The sequence below is a fragment of the Paenibacillus radicis (ex Xue et al. 2023) genome, assembly GCF_024722015.1.
Classification (GTDB): domain Bacteria; phylum Bacillota; class Bacilli; order Paenibacillales; family NBRC-103111; genus Paenibacillus_S.
On sequence record NZ_JANQBD010000011.1, the window covers coordinates 195,898 to 220,247 of the forward strand.

Consider the following 24,350-nt stretch of genomic DNA (forward strand, 5'->3'; position numbering starts at 1 on the left):
CACAGCATCACTTAGCCGCAGGCATAGGCTTCTGTTCCTTATACTGAAGCTCATACAAGCGATAATAATAACCTCGCTGAGCCAGGAGCTGGAAGTGGTTACCGATCTCTCGCAATTTCCCCTTGTGCATGACGATGATTTGATCAGCATGCTGAATCGTCGACAGCCGGTGAGCTACGATAAGCGTGGTCCGTCCCTTCGATATGTTATGCAGAGCTTCTTGAACAACCAGCTCGGTTTCCGTATCAATGTTGGAAGTCGCCTCATCGAGGATGAGAATTTCCGGACGGAACGCAATCGCCCGGGCAAATGAAAGCAGCTGGCGCTGTCCAAGCGACAGATTGACTCCACGCTCACCGAGCGGTGTTTGATATCCTTGCGGCAAATGCTTAACGAACTCGTCGATGTTTACCATCTTCGCCGCTTCTTCTACCTGAGCTTCACTAATATCATGGTTGTTCAACCGGATATTCGAGGAAATATCCCCCGTGAACAGGAATACATCCTGCTGCACGATACTGATGCATCTCCGCAGCTCATCTAATGGAATATCGCGTATATCGATCCCGTCGAGCTTAATACTGCCTTTTTGTATATCATAGAAGCGGTTAATTAACTGAATGATAGAGCTCTTTCCTGCTCCTGTTGCACCAACGAAGGCTATAGTCTGACCGGGCTGGATCGTGAAGCTCACATCCTTCAACACCCAATCTTCCTTATTATACGCAAACCAGACATGGTCGAATGTAATTTCCCCACGGACCTGTTTAGGCAAGCTCTTGGGATTAACGGCATCATTAACTGTAGATTTCTCATCCAGCATATCGAAAATCCGTTCCGCACCGACCATCGAGGTTTGGATTTGGTTATACTTCTCCGCCAAGCTCATCAACGGCTGGAAAAACTGTCTGACATAGTGAGTGAAAGCATACACAACACCGAAGGTAATGCCTCCATCTATAACGCTGCCGCCTCCGTACCATAGCAGTAGAGCTATAGCAAGATTGCCAAGAAAACCAATGGCAGGCTGAAAGATCGAGTTGATCACAGTCCCGCGCATTCCTGCACGGTAGTATTGCATATTATGATTGTCGAATTGCTCCTGCTGCCGCTCTTCTCGAATAAAGAGCTGCGTGATACGGATTCCAGATAAATTTTCAGCAAGAAAGGAATTTAACCGGGATAAAATAACTCGGGCAGTACGCTGCGCCTCCCGAATTACGCTGCGGTACCAGAAAGTCAGTACAGCCAGAAATGGAATAACCGCGAACGATAGAAACGCCAGCTTCAAATTCAACTGCAGCATAATAATGATAATCCCGATAAGTACGATAACATCCTTCACCAGATTGACAACGACTTGGGAGTACAATTGGTTCAATGCCTCAGTGTCCTGTGTAACGCGTACTACCAGCCGTCCAACCGGATTACGGTCAAAATAGGACATCGGCATGCGACTTAGATGCTTGAATAACTGCTCACGTATGTTGAAAATAATGGTCTGGCCCGTATACTGCAGCAGGTTGCTTTGCAAATAGCTGAGTATCGCAGCTGTAATAACCGTCAATAAAAATAAAATCCCTAACGTTAAGAAACCGGTATAATCCTGCTTGCGAAAAAGCTCCGATGCTTGCTCGTCAAGCGCTACTGCTGCAAAGCTCTGACCCTCCGCCGTGATAAGCGGTTTACCTCCAGCTTCCGATAGCTTCAGTATCGATTGCTGAGAAGGCAGCCAGCCGGAAATCATGTACTCCTTGTTCTCTAGCTTAACTATTTGCCGCTTTTCCGCTCCAGCCGGAAAGCCGCCTTGTTCAACAGCCTCAGGTTCGAGTCTGACATATTCGTATTGATCCCACGAGGTTGAAGTTCCGTAGGATTCCAGCTTCTTCCCATTACTGCTTTCTACGGCCAGCATTGGCTTATTCAGCCCATTAATGTGCCCGTCTATCGCTACTTTAATTAAATAAGGTCTGGCTAGATCGGCCACAACGACCAGAAAAGCCATCGCAATACATAATGCGATCATTTTCCAATAAGGCTTGGCATATCCTAACAGCCGCAATAGCAGCTGTGAATCCTTATATTTCTTAACGTCTTTTTCTATATGAATATTCATGCGCCCGCTCCCCCCTGCATAGCTCGTACTTGCGTCAGAGGCTCATGGTCCTGTCCATCCTGCCGTTCCGCTTCCTGATCAAGCAATTGCTTATGGTACATATCGGCATATATTCCGTTGCGGCGAATAAGCTGCTCATGCGTCCCTCGCTCGACGATTTTGCCTTCATCCATTACGATGATCTGATCTGCTGCTTGAACCGAGGATACACGATGTCCGATGATGATTGTCGTCCGCTTGTTCATTACCGATTGCAAGCCTTCGAGGATCAAATCCTCCGTTATTGTATCCACCGCCGACAGGCTGTCGTCAAAAATTAATATCGAAGGCCGTTTGATAATAGCCCGTGCAATACTGACACGCTGGCGCTGCCCTCCTGACAACGAGATCCCCCGTTCACCCAAGGCGGTATCGAACTGTTCCGGAAACTCAAGGATATTGTCATAAACCTGGGCCACCTTCGATGCTTCAATGACTTGGTCGTCCGTATAAGGGTTCGGGTCAAATCCGATGTTATCGCGAATGGTCGAGGAGAACAGAAACTGATCCTGGGGTACGATCCCGATTTGCCCTCGCAATGTCCGCAAAGGAATCTCATGTATATCATGTCCATCCAAAAATACCGTTCCCTCAGGAGGGTTATACATCCGAACCAACAAGTGCACCAATGTGCTTTTACCACTGCCAATTCGTCCAACGATAGCTAAGCTGCTGCCCTTGGGCACCTTCAAAGAAATATCTCTCAGAGTTGGCCGGTCTGCTTCAGGATAAGAAAAGGTCAGATTGCGAATTTCAATATCACCATCTATTTGTTCAATTTCCTGGTTAGCGACTACATCATCAACAACCTCAGGCTGAGTTCGGAAAATTTCCATAAGACGAACCTCGGAAGCCTTGCCGCGCTGCAGCAGGTTAACTACTTTGCCCAAGTTTTCGATAGGTCCCATCAGCAACGAAAGATACGTATTAAAAGCAACAAATTCTCCAAGCGTAATAATATTTTTCAAAACCATAACTCCACCCAGCACAATGGAAACCAGGAAGCTAAAGCCTACTATCCCTGTACTGAGCGAACTGAACATCGAGTTGGATCTGGCAAATATACGGTTCATATTCACAGCATGCTGATTATCCTTAGTAAAGAGCTTCCGCTCCTCTTTCTCCTGCACGAACGCTTTTACAACACGAATGCCAGCTGTAAATTCCTGAACTCGGCTGGTTAAGTCGGAAACCGCAGCCTGTACATCCGTCGACTGCTTTTGCATCCTTTTATTAAACCGGTACGCCAATATACTGAGTAACGGCAGCGGAAGCATCGTTAGCAGCGTCAACATAGGATTCACAGAATAAACCATGGCCACCACAGAAATGATAATCAGCATTATAGCTTCCATGATGTTGAAATATCCCTGCATTGTCACTTCTCGGACAACACCGACATCACTAATCGCATGCGACATAAGATCGCCAATACGCTGATTATTGAAGTATTGCGCCGATAGCTTCTCCCAATGAGTGAACAGCTCTCCCCTTACTCGCGTCTCAAGTATCCGTGATAAACGAAACAGGTAAATTCGGCTAGTCGATCGAAAAAAGGCGACACCCAATCCAACCGCAGCCATCCATAATCCAAATGTAATCGTTTCCTTGTACGTCAATGTCGAACCTTGCAATTTGTCTGTAAATTGTCCCAACAATAAAGGAATAAACAATTGGAGCAAACTGGATATGGACAATAATGCAAAGCCTATCAAGTAAGACCATCGGTTTCTTTTAATATGATTCCTGAAAATATTCTCTCTCTCCATCCGTTCTCCTCCGCGTGCTTTCGCGATTGAAAGCTCTCTTTTGTTAGCAATGGCCGTATCGTTTATAAGGCTATTGTAAGATTACCGCGATTGGAAGAAACTTACCATGGATATAATTATCTTAGATTATGGACTATCTTACTTTCCCAAAATGCCAAATATGGATTTTCGCCGCTCCACCTGAAGCCCAATTATGCAGCTGATTCCAATCATTTTTGTCGAACTTCCCCTTTTCCGGCTGCTCATTTTCCACCTTAATGGATCGATTAACACGAGCTTCTTTCAGCTTCCCAAAATCCTCATGAGACTGTCCCTTCCAGAGCTCTACGAATAAACCGGGCTGATCCGTCCCTTCATAAACTTCAAGCTCAGGGTAATTCGCCCTCACCTGCTTGATCCAATGCGAATAAGCTGACCTATGCTCTGGTAATACTTGATATTCGATAAACGTTATAGACATCATTTTTCGCTCCTATTACTTTATTTTGCAGAAGAATTTTCAAGAAGAAAATGATAAACTGTTACTATGTTTAAAAAGCAAATTGGTAATTCCTTACGAAAGTTAGTTTTCCTAATCGGAAACCAGGCAGATGCTTACGAAGTAAACTTTGCTCAAGCAAAGTTCTCAGGAGGACCCCCAATGGACAGCGGAACACATCTTGTGATCGGATTCGGTTTGGCCGGCTTGGCTTACATCGATCCCATCGTTGCAGCAGACCCTACGGTTTCCACCGCCGTTCTGATCGGAACGGTTATCGGATCGCAAATACCCGATGTCGATACCCTTCTTCGCTTAAAAAGCAACGCTTCTTATATCAAAAATCACCGTGGCCTATCCCATTCCTTGCCTGCATTAGCACTATGGACGGCATTGATTACAATTGCTTTAATGCTGGGGTTTGGAGAGCTGCCATTGGGGCATGTTGCTTTGTGGGTATTTGTTGCTGTAGCTTTTCATGTATTTACAGACCTCTTTAACACTTATGGTACTCAGGCGATGCGGCCATTGTCGGAAAAATGGATCTCTTGGAACATCATCCATATCTTTGATCCCATTATTTTTCTTTCCCATATCGTAGCTATTTTCATGTGGTCTGTCCACCTAGTCCGTCCTGAGCTTTTGTTCCCTATCCTTTATGGTTTTTTGGCGGTATATTATATATGGAGATCATGGTATCATTATTATCTGGAATCGAGGCTATATCAGAAGGATTTCAACTATGAACCAGGCGATCGCTATTATTTGATTCCCACGTTTCACTTGAATGTTTGGCAAATTGTTAAAAGAAAACCGAATGATCACTACGTATTGGGAGAATATAAATTCAGCCGGATCAAATGGGTGGATGAGGTAACATCCGCTGTTCATCCTGCTGTGGAAGCTTCCAGGGAGCATACGGATGTCGCGGCATTTCTATACCTGAGCTCATTTGCCTGTGCCGAATTGCGCAGTCATGATTGGGGATACGAGGTATATTGGGCGGATGTGCGATACCGTCACCGGAAGCAATATCCTTTTGTTGCCGTACTGCTGCTCGATAACGATCTAATGCCGCTTGATTCTTACGTTGGTTGGGTAAACGATTCTCGTTTGAGTAAAAAGCTTCGCGTCAATTTGTGAGATCACAAAACAACTGTGTTTCTATAGAATGAATGATGGGCTGTTGAGGCAGCCCTTTCCTTATGGCATGGCATAACTTATGGTCCTCTTCAACTCAAAAAGCCCAAGGATTTCTCCTTGAGCTTCTATGATGAAGCTTACGTTACGATAACTAGCGTTGGCCGCCTGCAAGTGATTGCTCCGCAATTTGCACCAGACGGCGAGTAATGTGACCACCGATTGCACCTGTGTCACGAGTAGCCATATAACCGTAATAACCATCTTGTGGAATTTGTATACCCAACTCTTGAGCTACCTCATATTTTAGTTGGTCTAGAGCTGAAGCTGCTTGTGGAACCACCAATACATTACTGCTGCGGGATTGTCCTTGTGCCATGATGATCAGCACTCCTTTCAATCTGAATGAATATCTTTGATGTATTTGCAAGCTTGCAAACTTATTATGTGACGTAGAGAAAAAAGTATACGCACATTCTGAAAAATGTTTTTTATATTTTCAAATACTCGATTAAAAAGGTGGACAACCCCTATGAACAAAGGACTCGCTCTCTTATTTGCCATTTGCGGCACTGCGCTCTTAGCCTGTATAAGCTATTCAATCAGCATAGGAAATGTGTGGCTGGTACTGCTGTTTTCCATACTGTCTATATCGTTCATCGGCTTCGGCTTCATTGTTAAGGCTAAGCTAAGAAGACGGAACGGCGGTTAAAGCTTTCAATAGCCTCTAGTTCGGTCTAGTTCAACTAAAGACAGTTAGCTCCTCTTAAGGCCGAACGGATCTCTCCAAGTTGAGCTGAGCATTCTAAAAGTTTTTGTTCTATGAGTTTACGGTGATATCATTTCGTGGGGTTCGACCGACCACCATACAACACCTCAACGCGCACCCGGGATTGCTCGCGTTGTATAATAGTTGAAGCTAGTTCACTTATAGGATATTATTAATCTTAAGTCAGGTCATACATTTACGTCGTGAAGAACACGCCGCTCGTTCCCATATTGATGGGGATAGAGTGGCTTTTTCAATTTTTGCAGCTGTTATCTCATAGGAGGGGGTTAGTGAAATTGTTCAAGAAAGAATATGGGTTATTTATTCGAAAACAAGCAGAAGGGCGTTCAGGTGAATATCTTCGCCGCTTACAGGAAGGGCATGGACATGCAGAGCGCTCATTTTTGGAGCATGTCTGGTGGCCAGCGATCGGCAATTTCGATTATTTGCATCCGGAATATGAGGTACATGATTTTAAAGACGGCACACGGTCCTCGATTTTGCCTATCTCCGTTTTCCTTTGCAGCTATGTATCGAAATCGATGGTTACGGTCCCCACGGCAGGGATGTGTCCCGCTGGCAGTTCGCTGATCAGCTCATGCGCCAAAACCATCTGGTGATTGACGGTTGGCGCATCATTCGTTTCTCTTACGATGACGTTGCAGAGAAACCGCGGCTTTGTCAGCAGCTTATCCAGCAATTCCTTGGCATCTGGTTTGCCGAAGGAGCGCAGCAGTTGTCCTTGTCGCCGAAAGAACAGCAGATTATCCGCCTCATGATACGTAAACAAGAGCTTTTAACACCATTGGATGTGTCCAAGTATATCGGAATCTCTGACCGCCATGCACGAACACTGCTTCATCGTCTTGTACAAGCGAAGCTATTACTGCCCGCATCAGGTGACAAACGTATTCGATCGTTCAAGCTGAATCAGGGAGCGAAACATTTGTCTTGGTAAGGGGAAGGCAGCTGTTGCTGTACCAAGGGAACGAAAGCAATAAAGGAAGGGAGTAACCACGTTATAGAGGAAGCAATACTTCCGCTATGCCTCAAAAGCACAGCAAAACGGACCGATAAGGGAAGAACTGCTTCCGTTATCGGTCCGTTTTGTTAGCGATAAACCCATTTTCCACTAAATAAAGGAACTGCGACTTCCGCTAAGGCCCTAAATTAGACGCGGTTGATCGAATAACGGAACTCTCTATTCCTGTAGTACGTTATGTCTACCCTATGGATAGAAATACTCTTTGTTCCTGTACGTTATGTCTACTCTCTAGACAGAGTACACTCTGCTCCGTCGCCTCATTTTTACCAGTGAAGAACCTTACCTGAAGTCCGGCCAATACGACTTCTTCGCGCTACTAGGGATCCGATACTATCATAGCATCCTAGTGCTAGCGAGCTTCGCTGTTCCTATCGTTGCTCAGGTGTCCCAAAAGTATGGATTACAAACTCAATTAGGCAGCAACTTATAGTACTAAAAATCCCATCTTTTCTTTTGTAGCACGAAGCATTTTCTCTGCTTGCACTGAAGCGCGCTCCGCACCCTCACGCAGTATGCTGTGAAGCTCTCCTGAAGCGCGAATATCGCGATACCGTTCTTGAATCGGCTCAAGCAGTCCTACTACCTGCTCCGCTAAATCCTTTTTGAACGGTCCGTAGCCTTGCCCATCATACATAGCTTCTATCTCGGCAACAGGCTTTTTCGAGCATTGAGCGTAAATACTGATTAAGTTGCTGACTTCCGGCTTATTTTGAGGATCGAACTTAACTTCACGCCCGGAATCGGTAACGGCACGGCTGATTTTTTTGCGAATAACATCCGGTGCATCCAGCATGGTTATAAAGCTGCCTTGGTTCGGATTGCTCTTGCTCATCTTGTTGGAGGCATCGTCCAATGACATAACTCGAGCGCCTACTTGGGGGATATAAGGCTCCGGAATCGTATAAGTATCTCCAAAACGCTGATTAAACCGGTGGGCCAAATCACGAGTCAGCTCCAAGTGCTGCTTCTGGTCATCACCAACCGGAACTAAATCGGCATTGTACAATAATATGTCTGCGGCCATTAGGGAAGGATACGTGAACAGACCTGCTCCAACCGAATCTTTACCGGCTGACTTATCTTTAAATTGCGTCATTCGCTCCAGCTCACCCATGTAAGTAAGCGTGGTGAACAACCATCCTAACTCGGCATGCTGCCGCACGTGGGATTGCAGAAAAACGTTCGCCTTGGACGGATCAATGCCCGCCGCGATGTACAACGCCGCAACGGCCTCGCTTTGCTCACGAAGTGCAGCCGGCTCCTGCGGCACTGTAATCGCGTGCAGATCGACCACCATAAAGTAACAATCATGTGTATGCTGCAGCTCAGTGAAATTTTTCAATGCCCCAATATAATTGCCTAACGTTAGCTGTCCGCTTGGCTGCATGCCGGATAGTACTCTTTTCATTTTTTGTTTCCTCCGTTATCTTATATTTTTATTTTTGCTTTTTCTCTCTCGGACTCTTGTGCCCTTACGCTCTTACGCTCTTGCTCTCTAGTAATCCCACTTTTTTTCGTTTGAAAAACGTACAGCCCTGCGAGAGAGCCTCCAAATCTCGCCTGAAGCCCTTCCCCTAGCGTTGAAAAGTGTGAGTGGAGGGAGCAAGGGAATGTGCGGAGAGTTTACGTGCCGCCTTTGAAAACGGGTTATTACCTTAATCGAGTCCAATCAGATAACCCGTTTTCAACAGCGGCCGCAGCACATCCCTTCCCCCGGAACTCACACAGCTTTCAACACTAAGGTTTTAAAGGGTTTAAAGGGTTAAAAAGGGTTAGCGGCAACTCTCCCAAGCACTTTTTCGAACGCAAAAAAGCCTCCGCCAAAGGGACGAAGGACCGTGGTGCCACCCTATTTCGTTTTCCGCCGGACATCAATCGCGGCAAAAAACCTTAAGCTCCTGTAACGGGGAGCCCCCGGAGCGGCATTAGACCCGTCGTGTTAAGCCGTAGTCATGTTATGACAACGTCTCCCGCACGCATCGTTCAACCGTCAGCTCAAGGATCCATTCGACGTAAGCTATCTACCGGTTCTCAGCTGCCACCGGCTCTCTGAAAGAATCGCCATCGTTTACTTGTTCCTGTCATTGCTTGTTTGTTTTATTATCATAATCAATGCCGTCCGTTCTGTCAATTCGACCATAAGCCGCTCGTGCCTTCATCCAGGCTTGGGCGTTTTTTTTCGTTCTGCATGTCCTATGTACGTACTTTTTGACATAAGCTATAATAATAATTACGAATACGGGAGGGGAAATGTCCATTGCATTCGAAAGTCCAACGCATAACTACCAATGTACTAGCACTCATTTGCCTTGTTCTATTGTTCCTTATTTTTACTCAAAAGCAGCAGCCTACTTTAACTTTTATAAACAGCGACAATCTCCAAAACTTTAAAACATTATTTTTAAGCATCATTCTCGAAGCCTTCCCGTTCATTCTGCTTGGGGTGCTCGTATCGGCCTTGCTCCAAATGTTTGTTTCCGAGCAAACGATACGCAGGCTGGTGCCCAAAAACCCGCTTCTGGGTATTTTGTTCGCCTGCCTGGTCGGTATTATATTTCCATTGTGCGAATGCGGTATGATTCCGGTAATCCGAAGATTGCTGCGTAAAGGCATGCCTCTTTATGTGGCAATTGTTTTTATACTGGTTGGACCCATTATTAACCCAGTTGTTTATGCATCCACCTTCATGGCCTTCCGCACCCGCCCGGAAATTGCTTACTCCCGTATGGCTCTTGCTTTTATCGTTGCCATTGTAATCGGATTAATCATTTACCGGTATTTCAAATTCAGTCCCTTACGCGGAACACTTTCACTTGGGCTGACAGAGCAGCATGGACACCACAGTCACGATCACGGTCATGATCATAGTCATGATCACAATCACAACCACGGACATCATAATCACACAGATCATGACCACCATCAAGCACATTTGACAGAAAGCAAGCCGCAGCAAGTACACCAGCATGGGGCTGATCCCAGCACCAACAATAAGCAGCAAGCTCATCAGCATAGCCATCATCACGATCATAGCCATTCAGGCTTTACCGGACGATTGTTCGGAGTGCTCGGGCACGCTTCCGATGAATTTTTTGACATGGGTAAATACTTGATGTTCGGGGCCTTCATTACAGCCGTTATTCAAACGCTAGTTGATCGGGAAAGTCTCGTTTCCATCGGGCAAGGCGCCCTTGGATCGCATTTATTTATGATGGGCTTTGCTTTTATTTTATCCTTGTGCTCTACTTCGGACGCGTTCGTAGCCTCCTCCTTCGGCTCAACCTTCACTACAGGCTCTCTACTGACGTTTCTTGTTTTCGGACCGATGCTCGATATTAAAAGCTTACTAATGCTGCTGTCCACCTTCCGTACCAAGTTTGTTTTGGCGTTATCCGGGTTAGTCATCGTTGTAGTGTTAGTCTGCTCCCTTTTGTTTGAACGAATATTTTTTGCATAACCTACTCATATAAAAAGGAGCGTGCTATTGTGAGTCCGCGTATTTATAGCTTGCATCATTTTATCAAAGCTTCCATCCTGTTTGGCTTTGCCATGTACATAGTCCATCTGGTCAGAACAGATAACATCTTGTTTTATATTGCTCCGCGGATGGTTGATTATGTCAAATGGTCCGCTGTCGCTTTTTACGCCATTGCCGTGTATCAGGTGTACCAGGCTATTCGGGCGTTCTTCGGCTCTGCCGCTGCTTGCGATTGTGATCATGATCATACTCCCTCCTCATCCTTGCTCAAAAACACGGTTATCTACGGGTTGTTTTTCTTTCCGCTGCTGCTTGGCTTTCTTCTCCCCGATACATCGATGGGCAGCAGTCTTGCGGCTAAGAAAGGAATGAACTTGAGCAGCTCGAGCAATGTGAAAAAGGAAGCGTCCTCCACGGCGCCGTCAGCACCTGTTCCTAACCCGGCAGCTCCATCATCAGGAGGCGCGGCTTCAAGCAATGGCTCTGGAACGACAGGCTCTGCTGCTGCACCAGGAGCTGCTGTAACGCCCGGAGATTCAGCCGGAAAGACTGCTCCTTCCTCTTCAGGGAATCAAGATGCCATGTTCCCATCGGACAGATTCACCGAGCATTATGCTAAATATGCCAAGGAATTGTACAAATCCGGAGTCATTCCGGTCAAAGAAAACATGTATATCGAAACGCTCACTACCCTCGACTTATATTTGGATCAATTTATCGGGAAAAAGCTGGAGTTAACCGGATTTGTATACCGTCAAGAGGATATGAAGGATAACCAGTTCGTCGTCGGCCGTTTCTCTATTCAATGCTGCTCCGCGGATGCCTCGCCATTTGGAGTCCTTGTGGAATATGACCGCGCCAAAAATTTTGCTGATGATTCCTGGGTAACCGTTACAGGCACGATTCAAAAAACGAAGTTCAACGACATGGACATCATGCTGCTAAAAGTAGAAAAGGTAGCCAAAGCGGAACCGGCTAAAACACAATACGTTTACCCTAATATTGATTTCGGCACATAGGACTGCGTATAAAACCAACCAGGCTCGCTTGTTATTATGGAGCCTCTCCTTTTTACCTGATGACACAGCTGCGCTCCTTTTGTTACAATAGGAGCGCAGCTGTTAGGTTAATTATGGAATTTAAAAATACAGCCCTACAAAGGAGCCCAAACTTATGGCTAAACAAATTGATTGGCAGGGAACTCCGGCTTACATTCTGGAAAACGATCAACTGATCGTCTCCATTTGCCCTGCTATTGGCAACAATGTTTACAGCATTTGGGATAAAAAATTGCAGCGGGAGCTGCTTCGCACACCCGAGAGTCCAACTGCGATGACTGAACAATTTGTTCAGTATGGAACGCCGATTCTAATGCCGCCTAATCGGATTCGCAAAGGCAATTTCCAATTTGACGGACGCAATTATCAATTCAACATTACCCAGCAAAATACCGGGAACCATATCCATGGCGTTATAAGGCAGCAGTCTTGGACAGTGACTCAGGCTGGTGTGTCAGAGGATGGCAAGCTGTTCATCACATCCTCATTCAATTTGAACGATGATGTTAATGTACAACGTCAATACCCGCATGCGCTGGAATTAGAAGTAACTTATACACTTGATGGCAGTGAGCTGATTCACTCGCTGAAGGCTACGAATAGAGGAACAGAAACAGCTCCATTCGGCTATGGTCTGCATACATGGTTTCTGTTGGACGGTAAACCGGAAAGCTGGAAGCTGCAGCTGCCAGTCAGCGGAATTTGGGAATTGGATGAGCAAAATATCCCGACAGGAGAGATTATTCCGCTAGGCCGCTATGATGCTTTGATCGAAGGAAATGCGCTGAGCGGCCATGACATGGACACCGTCTTCCAGGTTGGAGACAATCCGTGCATCGCAATTTTATCCAGAGATGACGTCGAAATTCGTTACAGCGGGTCTGACCTCTTTAAGCAATGGGTTATTTATACAAAGGGTGAAGCCCATGATTTCATTTGTCTGGAGCCCTATACTTGGGTTACTAATGCCCCGAATATAGATCAACCAGCAGAAGTAACCGGTGTTCGCGGAATTCAGCCAGGCAATACCTTAGAATTGGAAGTTGCCTTAAGGATTGTATATAAAACATCCTAACCCAGCTGTGAACGGCATAGATGCACTTAACTGCATCTAGAGAAGGGATGCCGACGATTGTATGGACCATGATTGGTAAAAATACGATCATTATGACCCCTATGCAATCGTCGAGGCTGCACCTAAGATGCACTAACTGTAACTGCATCTTTAACAACAAAAACAACCTTGGCAGCCTGCCAAGGTTGTTTTTGTTGTTGCCTATAGTTCACCTCCAGCTTAAACGTATGCTTTCTTGTTGCAAGTAACTACCACAGGAATCCTCTGCTTATACGAGTCTGGCCAATTCAACATCTCTGCGCACATCATCAGCATAATACGGATACCCAAAGGTATGCTTCACCCTTGCCATATAGTAGGGCTTGTTATGCAAGCTCCACAAGTAACCGAGCCTATCCCAATGGCCGCAAGCTTCCTCCAGCAATGCTACTGCCCGCTCCTTATGGGTAACATCACCCGTGTGCTTGTATCTGTTCAACTCTAAAGCCGCACCAAACTTACACAAGTAGTAGCGCCCCATCGCAGCATAGGATTTCAAATCATGCAGCGTGCATTCCGCATGACCGCCCTTCCATTCCCCAAGGCTTGAATCCAGCTGCTGAGCCGCTTGTTCCGCGGCCGAGGAAGACTCCTCCAGTATTTGCAAAATATCAGTCGGAGCTTCTTCATATTGAAGCATCCGTTCGTTAATCCTTCCCTCTGCTTCTGCTTGAGCAAATTCAGGCAAGCCCATCACTCCAACTCCCGGCATCGGGACTGCTTCTACAAAATCCAGTATCGTTTTAAAGCCGCTTACTTGAGACAAGCAGCTCTCCGCATGCCATTGAAAGTCATAATCGATCCAGAATAACCGATTCACAGCAGGAATTATGCGCGAAGCCTTCCTAAGCCCATCCAGAAAAACGGGAGCATGCTCCGGTCCATAATGACCCTCCTGTAAATGCGTCCATGTCTCATCATCGGTCTGTGGATCGTAGGATAGCCGCCCCCACAGCTGGAACTGAAATAAATGCCGTTCAAAATCATACTTCCATGTTTTGTGCCCGTGATCAACATGTTGAAAATCACTTCCCCAGATATAGCCGTCCGCTCCCCAATAGAAGCCTTTTACATAAGGCTTCTGCATCCCCAACACATAAGAACGCACGAAGTCCGGATCGCCCCAACGGTGAGTAAATACATCATCATTGCGAACCGTAAATAACACCTGAGTGGTGGATAGATCAATTCCGTTCCATGCATTCCACAGCTTCTCAAACTGAGGTTGGGGATGCGAATAACAGTGGGCATTGGAATATTTCCAGCTGATGTAGAACTGCGACGGATCGAACCGAGTCTGCACCAGCTCTTTAATTTCCTTACCTGCATTCTGCATATTCGTACGATGGATAAACGGGATTTCCCTTCCCGATTGCTTGATAGCTTCTACATAAGTGTCGACAATCCACTGTTCTCGTTCGTAACCAGAACCGTCCATCCATTCGCTGGCAGAGGTGCCAAGCCCCTTAAGCTCTGGATAGGTTAGCAATAGTTGCAGCACCATTTCGCGGATATAGTCTCGAATCACTTCAGACTGTCCGCGGTAGCGATTGAGTGGCAATCCTACCCGATGAATCAGATCATCGTACATATTGCCGTAATCCCCTACATTCTCAGGCAAGCCCAATCCCTTAGCCACCTCAGGAGTCAGGCGTATATTCCAAGTGAATAAATAAACATCAATGCCTCGATTTGCCGCATACCGGAATAATTCACGAAAAAACCGGATATTCCGATCAATCTCTACATCACTGAACGGATTCGCTGCGCGAAATTTCGAGGATACCACCATTAGATGATACGGATGCTCTGACCATAAGCTGAGACAATTATATCGGTTCAATGCAAGCATATCGATAAAGGCACGCCAATACTCCATATCCATACAAGTCTCTAAATTACGTACGAACGGATCTCCATCATCGAACGGAGCATAAGGAAGATTATATTTAATCCCGCGTATGCCAAGCGCCGGCTTATTGCTGATCTCGGCTCCATCATCAAGCGTGGCCCCGCGTGCCAGCCGTTCTGCCCATTCCAAACAGCCATACATCACTCCCCGCGAATCCGAGCCTTCTATATGAATACGCTCCCCGGAACGATAAATACGATACGCTTGATCTTCATAACGGGGTGACTGGTTTCTTGGCGTATGCACTTTCTGAATGATAATACCACTCACAGGCAGCACTACCGTTCCTTGTCCATTAAATTGCTCAATAAAATAACTGCCTTGACGCTCCAAGCTTTTCTTAAGCTGCTCGACACCAAAACAAATCGAGGCATCACGATGATCATAAATGAGTTTCATTGGACATTTCCTCCCAAAAAATTTATAAGCTTGCTCACCACTGCCTTGCTGGTCTCATGTTAGCATTGAGCTAAACGGCATAACAGAGACACTTTTTGTCCTAAGCGATCAAGCCGCAAAAGTGCATGGTTTGACTAGGATTAAAAGGTGATGATAAGATATCGGTACACTATAATGAACTAATTTCACTATTTAATATAGAAGCACAGAGAAATGGATGGGACTTTAATGGATAAAAAATATTGGGTGCCGGCATTAGAAAAAGCGCACGCAGTCACACGGCTTGTGGCTGAAGAGCCCGGCCAACTGAAGCTGACAGATTTATGCAAGCGGCTCGACATTAGCAAGAGCTCTATGTTCTCTCTGCTGCAAACTATGGAAGCCCTCCATTGGCTGGCCCGCGATCGTTCCGATACTTACACCCTCGGCATGCATTTTGGAATGATGGGCAGCGCCTTCTTCCGGCAGTTCGATTTGATCGATGCTTTCCGCAAGGAAGCTCCTTCTTATATGCGGGAGGTTAATGAATCGATACAGCTTGCAAGCTTAGAGGGGAATGAAATTGTTTATATGGCCAAGGAAGCGGCCCCTTCTCTTGTGCAGATGGTATCAGGCCCAGGCACGCGGCTGCCCGCCCATGCGACAGGGCTTGGGAAAATGCTGCTGTCCTCCCTCGATGAATCCCAGCTTGGGCTGCTCTATTCTGAGGATTCCTTGTCAAGCCTGACTCCCTTTACTTTAAGGACCAAGCAGGAGCTGTTCAGGCAGCTTGCTGCTATTCGGCAGCAAGGCTATGCCCTTGACCTCCAGGAAGGAGTTATGGGCTTCAATTGTATTGCCGTGCCCGTCTACCAATCAGGCAATAAGATGATAGCCGCGATCAGCTTCTCTATGCCTCTGCATAATTGGGAGGAGAAGCGTGAACAGGCTCTGAAGCTCATCCTTAGCCTCGCGAACAAGCTCTCCTTCAGCACGAATGCCGCAAGCGAACTTGAATAACGCTGGTGAAGCCTCCAAGTGCTCGCATGAATCCCAAATCGGAAACAGAAGGACCTCTAATTCCACTGGCAATGTGGAATTAGAGGTCCTTTTATTCTAAAAACATTCTTTGTCTTCATATTGACCCCACATATTGATGGTGATATATTTATTATACGATTTTATTGAACTTAGTTCATTATATTGAACTTAAATTTCATTAACTAAAGGGAGATGATGAACCGATGAAATTCGCCCGCTATCAGGAGAAACAGACAGGTTTAATAAAAAGCGCTGTCCTCAGGGAGGAAACCCTGTATGAAATCGAAGGCGATCTGTTTAACGGCTGGACCTATACCGGTCCCTCCAACCAGTTAGATAATGTGACCCTGCTCTCTCCATTGGAACCGCGTTCGGTTATTGGAGTTGGAAGCAACTACATAGTTCAGGGGGGCGTCAAGCCGGAGCAGCCTCCACAAATTCCTGTATTTTTCTATAAATCCCTAAGCTCGGTCATCGGTTCCGAAGAGCCTATCGTCATTCCTGCCGGCATAGATGAAGTTAAATTCGAATCGGAGCTGGCGGTTATTATCGGTAAAACTGCGCGCCATATTTCTGAGCAGGATGCATTGGATTACGTGTTCGGCTACACGATAGCTAACGATGTAACGGCATCGCAATTTTTTCATCCTAATGGTCATTGGATGGTAGGTAAATCATTCGACACCTTTACACCTCTCGGCCCTTACATTGAAACGGAGCTTCAACTGGACTCCATACGAGTACAGGCTGTTCACAACGGAGTTATGAAGCAGGACAGCGGTCTTGATTTAATTATTTTAAACATCCCTTTCCTTATCTCTTATCTATCTCGCGTTATGACTTTGCAGCCGGGTGACGTTATTTTATCCGGATCGCCGTCAGGTGCAGACTTTATGAAAAAAGGCGACGAAATCTCTTGTATCATTGAAGAAATCGGCGTTTTGCGCAACCCTGTTATTACCGCTTAAAGCTTGGATTTGGTTCATCAAGGAATGTAACCTGCATAAAACAGACTTGAGAGGGTGTTGAATCGATGCGTATTGAAATTAAAGGAAAACTAAACCCGGCATTTCAGGAAATTTTGACCCCGGATGCATTGGAATTTGTATCCGCCCTACAGCGTAAGTTTGGCCCGGTTCGTAAGGAACTGCTGCAAAAGAGAGCCGATAGACAAGCAAAAATCGATGCCGGAGAGCTGCCCGATTTTCTCCCTGAAACCGCAGCGATCCGCTCGGGCAACTGGAAGGTAGCCAAGGTGCCGCAGGATCTGCAGGACCGCAGAGTCGAGATTACCGGACCTGCCGGAGACCGGAAGATGGTTATCAACGCGCTCAATTCCGGCGCTAAAGTGTTTATGCCTGATTTTGAAGATGCCAACTCGCCTACTTGGGAGAATTCTGTACAAGGACAAATCAATCTGCGTGATGCCATTCTCCGCTCCATTGACTTTGTCAGCCCTGAAGGGAAAACCTACAAGCTGAATGATGAGGTTGCTGTGCTGATCGCAAGGCCCCGCGGCTGGCATTTGGAAGAAAAGCATCTGCAGTTGGATGGTCAACCGATATCGGCCAGCTTATTTGATTTCGGCTTGTACTTTTTTCATAACGCGAAGCAGCTGTTGAGAAACGGCAGCGGCCCTTACTTCTACCTTCCGAAGCTGGAAAGCCATCTGGAAGCCCGCTTATGGAATGATGTGTTCGTCTATGCCCAGCAAGCGTTAGGCATTCCGCAAGGAAGCATCAAAGTTACAGTATTGATCGAAACTATTCTTGGTTCATTTGAAATGGACGAAATCTTGTATGAGCTGCGCGAGCATATTGCTGCATTGAACTGCGGACGCTGGGACTATATTTTCAGCTACATTAAGAAGCTTCGCAACCAGCCTGATGTTATTTTGCCGGATCGTGGTTTGGTCACTATGACCTCCCCTTTCATGAAGGCTTACTCACTTCTCGCGATCCAAACCTGCCATAAACGTGCTGCGCATTGCATTGGCGGTATGGCTGCACAGATTCCTATTAAGAATAATCCGGCAGCAAACGAAGAAGCAATGAATAAAGTACATGCCGACAAGCTGCGTGAAGCAACTAATGGTCATGACGGAACATGGGTTGCCCATCCAGGCCTCGTTCCTGTTGCCTTGAAAGTATTTAATGAAATCATGCCGGAACCTAATCAGGTCGGCAAGCAGCTGGACGATGTGGTAATTACAGCCGCCAATTTGTTAGAGGTGCCTACCGGTCCGATTACAGAAACCGGTTTGCGGCTCAACGTAAGCGTCGGCATTCAATATGTAGAAGCTTGGCTGAGAGGTAACGGCGCAGTTCCGATCAACAACCTCATGGAGGACGCGGCAACGGCGGAAATTTCCAGAGCCCAGGTGTGGCAATGGATTCGTCATCCTAAGGGCGTGCTCGAGGACGGGAGAAAAGTAACCGTTGAGCTATTCGAGCAAATTCTTCAAGAGGAGCTTGAGAACATCAAGCAGGCTTGGGGAGAGGAAGCTTTCAATAAAGGCAAGTTCGAGCTGGCGAGCAGCTTATTCGCCAAGATGACCACAGACTCGGAATTCGTAGATTTCCTGACCTTGCCTGGATATCAATATTTGTAAGTGAATGCTGCGGTATTTTCCCTAATTTCTTAACTTCATAATTACTTAACGTCAGTACAGCTAGCTTGAAGCCTCTATCCCTGGATCGTCATACTTAGACGAAGCCATCCAAGGGATAGAGGCTTTTTTCCATGCTGTGTACCCTTGCATATTTTCAAATCATTCCCTGTGACTACATAATAATGCGATAAGACCCTCATCACTTTGTGTGTATAGGTGAGCCCTCTGCAAATGTCTATCAGGGTCTGCTATCCATACCCGCAGCAGCTTTATCGCGGAATTCGGCGTCCTGGAGCAGCTTCTGTCCGAATACATTCAAGCTGGAGGACAGCTTTTCCATTTGCATTTCATCCAGATCGTTAAAGAAGATAGCGAGCTCCGTCCGGTTCCCCTCCTTATCGGTCGCGTAAATCGCTTGTGTCAGCACGAAGGCTGTAGAGCCGCCTTTACTCCCGGCATGTTCAAGCCACAAACGGTTGGCCGGATTTTGCATGAGCCCCGGCCTCGGCATGGCGATCGCTAAACAGCTCGTATTAGCACATGGCGGCACCATAGAGGTGGAAAGCACTTCCGGTGCGGGTACCGTCATACGCATGACTTTTCCACCGAAATAGCTATTGCTTCACTTGCGATTCGGACGATACCAGTTCATGATCTCGTGGCACTTTGATAATTGCAAACCAGGCAGCTCGAACTGGGCGCCCGCGAAACGGCATGCTACAGCAACGCCAAGTGTAGCGAGCCCCCAGCGGCGTTCCAGCGGATCACTTTCAATCCTGCACGATTGGATACGATTTCTCGGTACCCTGACCGTGATTAATGCAAGCCGGCGAAAGCGGAGCATAAGCAAGTCGTTCGTCAGTACAGAACCTGCATCTCTATATTTCCGGTAGCCGAAAACAGCGGCAGCTAAGCCAAGTATCGCACCGCCCCATCCCCATGGCGTAAACCAAACTGTCACCACAGTCGCTATCGCGAGAAAAAGGGTCCACGGCAGTACATAGCCCCTCCATGCTTTGGCAGGCAATGCTTCAAACAATTGCAACGGCTGCACAGCAAACCTCGGCGCCATTCGCTGCAGGAACGGTTCAATTTCTCTACGTCGGAGCAGCGGGAACAATAAGGTCGTTTCCCCCTTCTCATTTCCGTATCCGGCGCTTTCCACATGAATCGCAGCAAACCCAAAGGGCTGCCACAAAACCTCCTCAACGATCCGAATCGCTTGGATTCGTGCAAGGGGAAGCGTAACCTGTCTTCGCTCCAAAAGTCCCCGTGAGATGATCAGCTCATTCCCCGAACGAATAACGGTAAAATTAGCAAACTTAATAATCGACAAGCAAACACCTAAAATCCAGGCTATCAATAATCCACCTGCGATGATCACCGGTATAGCCGCAAATTCAAAGAGGTCTGCTACGCTATGAAAAACTTTCAAGTCAGGGAAAATTTCATCCACCTTGGACACCAGCGCTGCAACCAGAGATATCGCTAACCCCATGCTGCCTGAACTCATCCCGGCTATGAACAAGCTGCCCAGCGTGCTCTTATACCTGGGCTTCAGCTCGTCTTCAAACCCCTTCTGATCTTCCTGCAGCTGCCCTGGCAAACGCCCCTCCGGACCTGCCGACTGATCGGCGGACACAGTAGTCTGCTCATCTCGAACAGCCGGTTTATCTCCACGCAGTTGTTCCTTAAGACGTTGAGCCTCGACAAGTGTTAACGCAGATAGCACCACCTCCGGTTTATTGCCCCCTGCGGTCTGAACCTGCAGCCTCGTAACCCCGAACATTCGGTGCAGCAGCCCTTCGGTCAAATCAATTGTTTGAATGCGTTCAAGCGGGATAAACTGTCTTTTGGTTACCCAAATACCGTGTTCCACTTTAAGCATTCCATCAGAAACCTCATACCGGTAACGAAGCCACGTCAAAATACCGGACCCGATCATGACAACAACAATCGCTGCACTTATTAACATTTTCCAGTACCCTGCTCCAGTATGTCCCTCGCCGCGAAAAACCCATGTAGCTAAAAAGACAATCAAGGGAATCAGCCACTCTTTAATCAACCCTAACGAGGAGAGAACCGCAGCTAGCGGATGCATCCTTTTACCGTTTTGAATGGGTTTAGACATCTTCATTGGTCACCCTTGCGAGCTCGGCAATTTGTTTGCGCACCCGAGCGGCCGTATCATCAGCAAGCGCTGGAATATGATGCTTACCCGCTGCTGTGGAGAACGTTACGCTCGTAAGTCCGTATTTGCGCAAAATCGGCCCCTGATGCGTATCGACATGTTGAATCCGAACCATGGGAATAACCGTTCTTGTAACGAATATGACACCTTGCAGAAGATCAATCTCTTCCTCCCGTATTTCATAGCGCCAACGCTTCCATCTGAGAGGCGGCATAATGGTTATATCCAAAGCCATTTCCAGTACAACTGCGGCACAGATAAGCACCGGAATCCACCAAGGCCAAGCGAACTTAATGGAAACAATAATAGCACCGACACCTACAGCTGCCAACAATGCACTTGTAATAGCGGCACCCCACTGCCATACTGCAATCGCTCGCTGGTCTATTCTTTCACTTGGTTGTGAATGCATTGCAGTATTCCTCCCCCTGCACATAAATATCTTTTTCCATCGTCAATTATGAATGTCCATTTACCAGTTGTCTAACAACCTTAATGGTGTCGGCAAAATAAGGACGGTATTCCAACCCTTCTACAAAAGACAAATACTGATGGGCGACAGGTATGATTTGAGACTTGTATGTCTCCAATGGAATGATGTAGGTCGCCAGAGCTTTGGCTTCTCCATGCTGCCTTTCCTCCATCTCCGTCAATTCTACCTGCCCCCCGTCAAGATGCCGGGTACGGAACGAAAATGCCCGGCATTCCGGATCACCGCAGCCGCAGCAGAAAAAGGGCATACGAAAGCACTCCTCGGGTGATGCCCAACGATTCGGCTCCACTTCATGATTTAAGCTGTAGAGCAAGGCGGGCAGCCCTACATCCACACATAGCGGTTCGTCTATGAGTACCTCTCCATCCACCTCTAGCCGTACGTCAGCATGAATTATTTGCAGGTCTTGATCCCATGACCAGCCTTTGCACTCTAATTTAAACATAAGTTTCCACTCCCCGTTTAATAAGACGTCCGGTACCATAAGTATCCCTTCATTATAAGCAACCTCAAAAGCACTGTATAGTTGCCGCTATCCATCTAAAATCATTTGGATTCATTTTCCATTTTTTCCTATGAGTATATTTCATCTTTTGACACATACTACCTAAGGAACGGAGGTGATAACTATGGCACAAGGACAATCCCGCAGCAGCAACGTTTTGGTTGTACCTCAAGCTTCCCAAGCTTTAGAGCAGCTCAAATACGAAGTAGCACAAGAATTGGGAATTCAAATCCCGCAAGATGGTTACTATGGCTTCATGGCGACTCGTGACACTGGTGCAATCGGTGGCCACATCACCCGTCGTCTTGTACAAATCGCTGAGCAACAACTTGCAGGCAAATTCTCAAGATAATGTTTGGCTTCCATACTTACACGAGGTGACTCCCCAGGGGTCGCCTTTTCCAATTGAAAAACCCCGCCAACAATAACTGTCAGCGAGGCTTGAATACTATGAATTTATCTGCTTCCCTTTTCCCCATACAAGGAAGTAACGGAGAGAATCTCTATTTCTGCCTCTTGGTCGATAGCAAGTATTAAATCATACAGCATGACTTCCTCCAATCTGTAAATCTCCAATCGAAGTGTTTGTCGGGCTACTCCCTTGTTATCCGATTTTCTGCCAAGCAATACTGCCTTGCGACCCGTCACTTTTGTAATTTCCTCACTAATTTCAACAATCCTTCCGCTGCTTATTCTTAATATACGGACTAAAGACGATCGTTTGGAAAGCTTGCTAACACAATAAAGCCCGACAGCCATTGCAATGACGTAAGCCGCTACTGTGCTCGTATCCTGCATATGATCAAGCACCGAACCCCCGTCTCTTAACCCAGCCTCATTGCTAGTTAAAGTATACAGTGCCTGTTTGCCAAATACCGCTCCGTCCCCACCCAAAATATATTCTTTTATTGTTTTCATCCAACTCCTCCTTACCCATAAAGGAATAGAAGTTCTGATCTACTTAGTAGAGGTATCCGATTTCGTCATTGTGTTTCAGCTTTTTTAGCCTTTTTACCGCCCAAAGCCGATATTTTAAACAGAAAGTCCATTGCTGCATAAACACGTTTATTTTCTTTTGTAAGCAGAGGTCCGAGCACAGCCAGAATAAGAACATACAGTGCCGCAAATGGCTGTATAACTGGCAGAAGATGTCCGGATTTAGCTAAATTAGCCATAATAATGGAGAACTCTCCGCGGGCAACAATGGTAAGACCAATATTTACCGATGCTTTAGGAGACAAGCCAGCCGAGTGACCGGCCCACATCCCAGCGGCAAAATTTCCTGCCAGTGTCAATAGCACAGCCCCTAATGATAACCATACGGCTCCGCCAAGTGAGAACGGGTCGATCGTTAATCCAAAGCTGAAGAAGAAAATAGCCCCAAAAAAGTCCCTGAACGGTAAAATGAGATGCTCAATACGTTTCATATGCTCCGTTTCGGCCAATACCAGTCCAACTAATAGCGCTCCAATCGCTTCCGCCACATGGATCGTTTCGGAGAAACCCGCAATTATAAACAGCACAGCGAATATAACGAGTAAAAACAGCTCATTGGAGCGTATATGCAAGACCCGGTTGAGGAAAGGGACGGATTTGCGCCCAACTACGAGCACTAACAGCATGAATCCAAGAGCTATGAGAGCCGAGAGAACGACTCCGCCAATCGAAGTAGACCCGCTCAGCACAAGCCCGGACACGATTGAAATATAGACCGCAAGAAATACGTCCTCAAACATAATGATGCCCAGTATCATCTCGGTCTCCGGATTTGCCGTACGCTTTAAATCAACCAGTACTTTAGCCACTATCGCACTCGATGAAATGGTAGTAATTCCGGCAACAATCAAAATTTCAAGCATGGGCAGCCCAACCAGCCAACCAAATAATAGGCCCAGTGTGAAATTGATCAGGATATATATCGTCCCGCCAACAGCAATGGATTTTCCTGATTTGATAAGCCTTCCTACCGAGAACTCAAGCCCCAAATAAAACAACAGGAACAAAACTCCGATTCTTCCAAGAAACTCGATGAGCTCCGCGCTTTCTATAAAACGCAAATCTATATGCCACCAATTAATGGAATGAGGTCCCACTGCCATGCCGACCAATATATAAAAGGGGATGACCGAGAAACGCAATTTAGCCGACAGCAGTCCAGCAAGTGCAATAAGTCCGATCGCCAGCCCTATTTCAAATACCATATAGTTCATAGG

At 46.6% G+C, this 24,350-nt stretch carries 23 protein-coding genes, 1 pseudogene and 1 other annotated feature; of the genes and pseudogenes, 12 read left to right on the forward strand and 12 right to left on the reverse strand.

Features of this window, described 5'->3' with window-relative positions:
• Positions 1 to 7 precede the first annotated feature (7 nt).
• The 3 genes from NV381_RS16630 to NV381_RS16640 all read right to left on the reverse strand — a co-directional run bounded on the left by NV381_RS16630 (position 8) and on the right by NV381_RS16640 (position 4,387).
• On the reverse strand, positions 8 to 2,116 hold the full coding sequence (locus NV381_RS16630; RefSeq protein WP_258214413.1) for an ABC transporter ATP-binding protein: 2,109 nt from the start codon (positions 2,114 to 2,116) through the stop codon (positions 8 to 10).
• Positions 2,113 to 3,924: an ABC transporter ATP-binding protein gene (locus NV381_RS16635; protein ID WP_258214414.1), complete on the reverse strand. Its 1,812-nt coding sequence runs from the start codon at positions 3,922 to 3,924 to the stop codon at positions 2,113 to 2,115. Before NV381_RS16635 ends, NV381_RS16630 begins: the two co-directional genes overlap by 4 nt.
• Positions 3,925 to 4,057: 133 nt before the next feature.
• Complete coding sequence (locus tag NV381_RS16640) at positions 4,058 to 4,387, reverse strand: hypothetical protein (RefSeq protein ID WP_258214415.1); 330 nt, start codon at positions 4,385 to 4,387, stop codon at positions 4,058 to 4,060.
• A 177-nt stretch (positions 4,388 to 4,564) separates the two neighbouring features.
• Between NV381_RS16640 and NV381_RS16645 the strand changes: the two genes are divergently transcribed.
• A complete protein-coding gene (locus NV381_RS16645) occupies positions 4,565 to 5,545 on the forward strand; it encodes a metal-dependent hydrolase (protein WP_258214416.1) in 981 nt (326 codons plus the stop codon).
• A gap of 151 nt (positions 5,546 to 5,696) precedes the next feature.
• Here NV381_RS16645 and NV381_RS16650 read toward each other — a convergent pair whose 3' ends face one another.
• A complete protein-coding gene (locus NV381_RS16650; RefSeq protein ID WP_171654000.1) occupies positions 5,697 to 5,921 on the reverse strand; it encodes an alpha/beta-type small acid-soluble spore protein in 225 nt (74 codons plus the stop codon).
• 153 nt (positions 5,922 to 6,074) lie between these two features.
• Between NV381_RS16650 and NV381_RS16655 the strand changes: the two genes are divergently transcribed.
• The 3 genes from NV381_RS16655 to NV381_RS38230 all read left to right on the forward strand — a co-directional run bounded on the left by NV381_RS16655 (position 6,075) and on the right by NV381_RS38230 (position 7,269).
• Positions 6,075 to 6,254: a DUF5325 family protein gene (locus tag NV381_RS16655; protein ID WP_258214417.1), complete on the forward strand. Its 180-nt coding sequence runs from the start codon at positions 6,075 to 6,077 to the stop codon at positions 6,252 to 6,254.
• 347 nt (positions 6,255 to 6,601) lie between these two features.
• Positions 6,602 to 6,931, forward strand: a complete 330-nt coding sequence (locus NV381_RS38225; protein WP_308861957.1) for a hypothetical protein — start codon at positions 6,602 to 6,604, stop codon at positions 6,929 to 6,931.
• Positions 6,910 to 7,269 (forward strand): hypothetical protein, encoded by a 360-nt coding sequence (locus NV381_RS38230; RefSeq protein WP_308861958.1) that lies wholly within the window; start codon positions 6,910 to 6,912, stop codon positions 7,267 to 7,269. Before NV381_RS38225 ends, NV381_RS38230 begins: the two co-directional genes overlap by 22 nt.
• 511 nt (positions 7,270 to 7,780) lie before the next feature.
• On the opposite strand, the gene trpS is transcribed toward NV381_RS38230, so the two are convergent.
• Positions 7,781 to 8,764, reverse strand: coding sequence for a tryptophan--tRNA ligase (gene trpS, locus NV381_RS16665; RefSeq protein ID WP_258214418.1), 984 nt, complete (start codon positions 8,762 to 8,764; stop codon positions 7,781 to 7,783).
• 413 nt (positions 8,765 to 9,177) lie between these two features.
• Positions 9,178 to 9,450, reverse strand: a binding site (T-box leader).
• A gap of 163 nt (positions 9,451 to 9,613) precedes the next feature.
• Here trpS and NV381_RS16670 point away from each other — a divergent pair.
• The 3 genes from NV381_RS16670 (at position 9,614) to NV381_RS16680 (ending at position 12,967) form a co-directional block, all read left to right on the forward strand.
• Positions 9,614 to 10,813, forward strand: coding sequence for a permease (locus NV381_RS16670; RefSeq protein WP_258214419.1), 1,200 nt, complete (start codon positions 9,614 to 9,616; stop codon positions 10,811 to 10,813).
• A 29-nt stretch (positions 10,814 to 10,842) separates the two neighbouring features.
• Entirely contained in the window at positions 10,843 to 11,853 is a 1,011-nt protein-coding gene (locus NV381_RS16675) for a TIGR03943 family putative permease subunit (protein ID WP_258214420.1), read from the forward strand.
• Positions 11,854 to 12,007: 154 nt separating this feature from the next.
• Positions 12,008 to 12,967, forward strand: coding sequence for an aldose 1-epimerase (locus tag NV381_RS16680; RefSeq protein ID WP_258214421.1), 960 nt, complete (start codon positions 12,008 to 12,010; stop codon positions 12,965 to 12,967).
• A 268-nt stretch (positions 12,968 to 13,235) separates the two neighbouring features.
• Here NV381_RS16680 and NV381_RS16685 read toward each other — a convergent pair whose 3' ends face one another.
• Complete coding sequence (locus NV381_RS16685; protein WP_258214422.1) at positions 13,236 to 15,317, reverse strand: hypothetical protein; 2,082 nt, start codon at positions 15,315 to 15,317, stop codon at positions 13,236 to 13,238.
• Positions 15,318 to 15,545: 228 nt separating this feature from the next.
• On the opposite strand from NV381_RS16685, the gene NV381_RS16690 reads away from it, so the two are divergent.
• From NV381_RS16690 to aceB, 3 genes are all read left to right on the forward strand, one after another.
• Positions 15,546 to 16,316 carry an IclR family transcriptional regulator gene (locus NV381_RS16690; RefSeq protein WP_258214423.1) on the forward strand — a complete coding sequence of 257 codons (771 nt, stop codon included), beginning with the start codon at positions 15,546 to 15,548 and terminating at the stop codon, positions 16,314 to 16,316.
• Between the two features lie 224 nt (positions 16,317 to 16,540).
• On the forward strand, positions 16,541 to 17,305 hold the full coding sequence (locus tag NV381_RS16695; RefSeq protein WP_258214424.1) for a fumarylacetoacetate hydrolase family protein: 765 nt from the start codon (positions 16,541 to 16,543) through the stop codon (positions 17,303 to 17,305).
• 65 nt (positions 17,306 to 17,370) lie between these two features.
• The gene (gene aceB, locus NV381_RS16700; RefSeq protein WP_258214425.1) at positions 17,371 to 18,948 is read left to right on the forward strand and encodes a malate synthase A; all 1,578 of its coding nucleotides are present in this window, start codon (positions 17,371 to 17,373) and stop codon (positions 18,946 to 18,948) included.
• A 238-nt stretch (positions 18,949 to 19,186) separates the two neighbouring features.
• On the opposite strand, the gene NV381_RS16705 is transcribed toward aceB, so the two are convergent.
• Complete coding sequence (locus NV381_RS16705) at positions 19,187 to 19,441, reverse strand: hypothetical protein (protein WP_258214426.1); 255 nt, start codon at positions 19,439 to 19,441, stop codon at positions 19,187 to 19,189.
• Between the two features lie 7 nt (positions 19,442 to 19,448).
• Between NV381_RS16705 and NV381_RS16710 the strand changes: the two are divergent.
• A pseudogene (locus NV381_RS16710) lies at positions 19,449 to 19,562 on the forward strand (ATP-binding protein); the annotation flags it as partial.
• 8 nt (positions 19,563 to 19,570) lie between these two features.
• On the opposite strand, the gene NV381_RS16715 reads toward NV381_RS16710, so the two are convergent.
• The 3 genes from NV381_RS16715 to NV381_RS16725 are packed head-to-tail and all read right to left on the reverse strand — an operon-like array spanning position 19,571 to position 22,077.
• Complete coding sequence (locus NV381_RS16715; protein ID WP_258214427.1) at positions 19,571 to 21,079, reverse strand: PH domain-containing protein; 1,509 nt, start codon at positions 21,077 to 21,079, stop codon at positions 19,571 to 19,573.
• Positions 21,072 to 21,551: a PH domain-containing protein gene (locus NV381_RS16720; RefSeq protein ID WP_258214428.1), complete on the reverse strand. Its 480-nt coding sequence runs from the start codon at positions 21,549 to 21,551 to the stop codon at positions 21,072 to 21,074. Before NV381_RS16720 ends, NV381_RS16715 begins: the two co-directional genes overlap by 8 nt.
• A gap of 46 nt (positions 21,552 to 21,597) precedes the next feature.
• Positions 21,598 to 22,077, reverse strand: a complete 480-nt coding sequence (locus NV381_RS16725; RefSeq protein ID WP_258214429.1) for a hypothetical protein — start codon at positions 22,075 to 22,077, stop codon at positions 21,598 to 21,600.
• Positions 22,078 to 22,261: 184 nt separating this feature from the next.
• Here NV381_RS16725 and NV381_RS16730 point away from each other — a divergent pair, with 184 nt between their 5' ends.
• Positions 22,262 to 22,489 carry an alpha/beta-type small acid-soluble spore protein gene (locus NV381_RS16730; protein WP_133226880.1) on the forward strand — a complete coding sequence of 76 codons (228 nt, stop codon included), beginning with the start codon at positions 22,262 to 22,264 and terminating at the stop codon, positions 22,487 to 22,489.
• Positions 22,490 to 22,593: 104 nt separating this feature from the next.
• Here NV381_RS16730 and NV381_RS16735 read toward each other — a convergent pair whose 3' ends face one another.
• Both NV381_RS16735 and NV381_RS16740 read right to left on the reverse strand, forming a co-directional pair.
• Positions 22,594 to 23,055 carry a hypothetical protein gene (locus NV381_RS16735; protein WP_258214430.1) on the reverse strand — a complete coding sequence of 154 codons (462 nt, stop codon included), beginning with the start codon at positions 23,053 to 23,055 and terminating at the stop codon, positions 22,594 to 22,596.
• A gap of 65 nt (positions 23,056 to 23,120) precedes the next feature.
• Positions 23,121 to 24,347, reverse strand: coding sequence for a cation:proton antiporter (locus NV381_RS16740; RefSeq protein ID WP_258214431.1), 1,227 nt, complete (start codon positions 24,345 to 24,347; stop codon positions 23,121 to 23,123).
• Between the last annotated feature and the right edge of the window lie 3 nt (positions 24,348 to 24,350).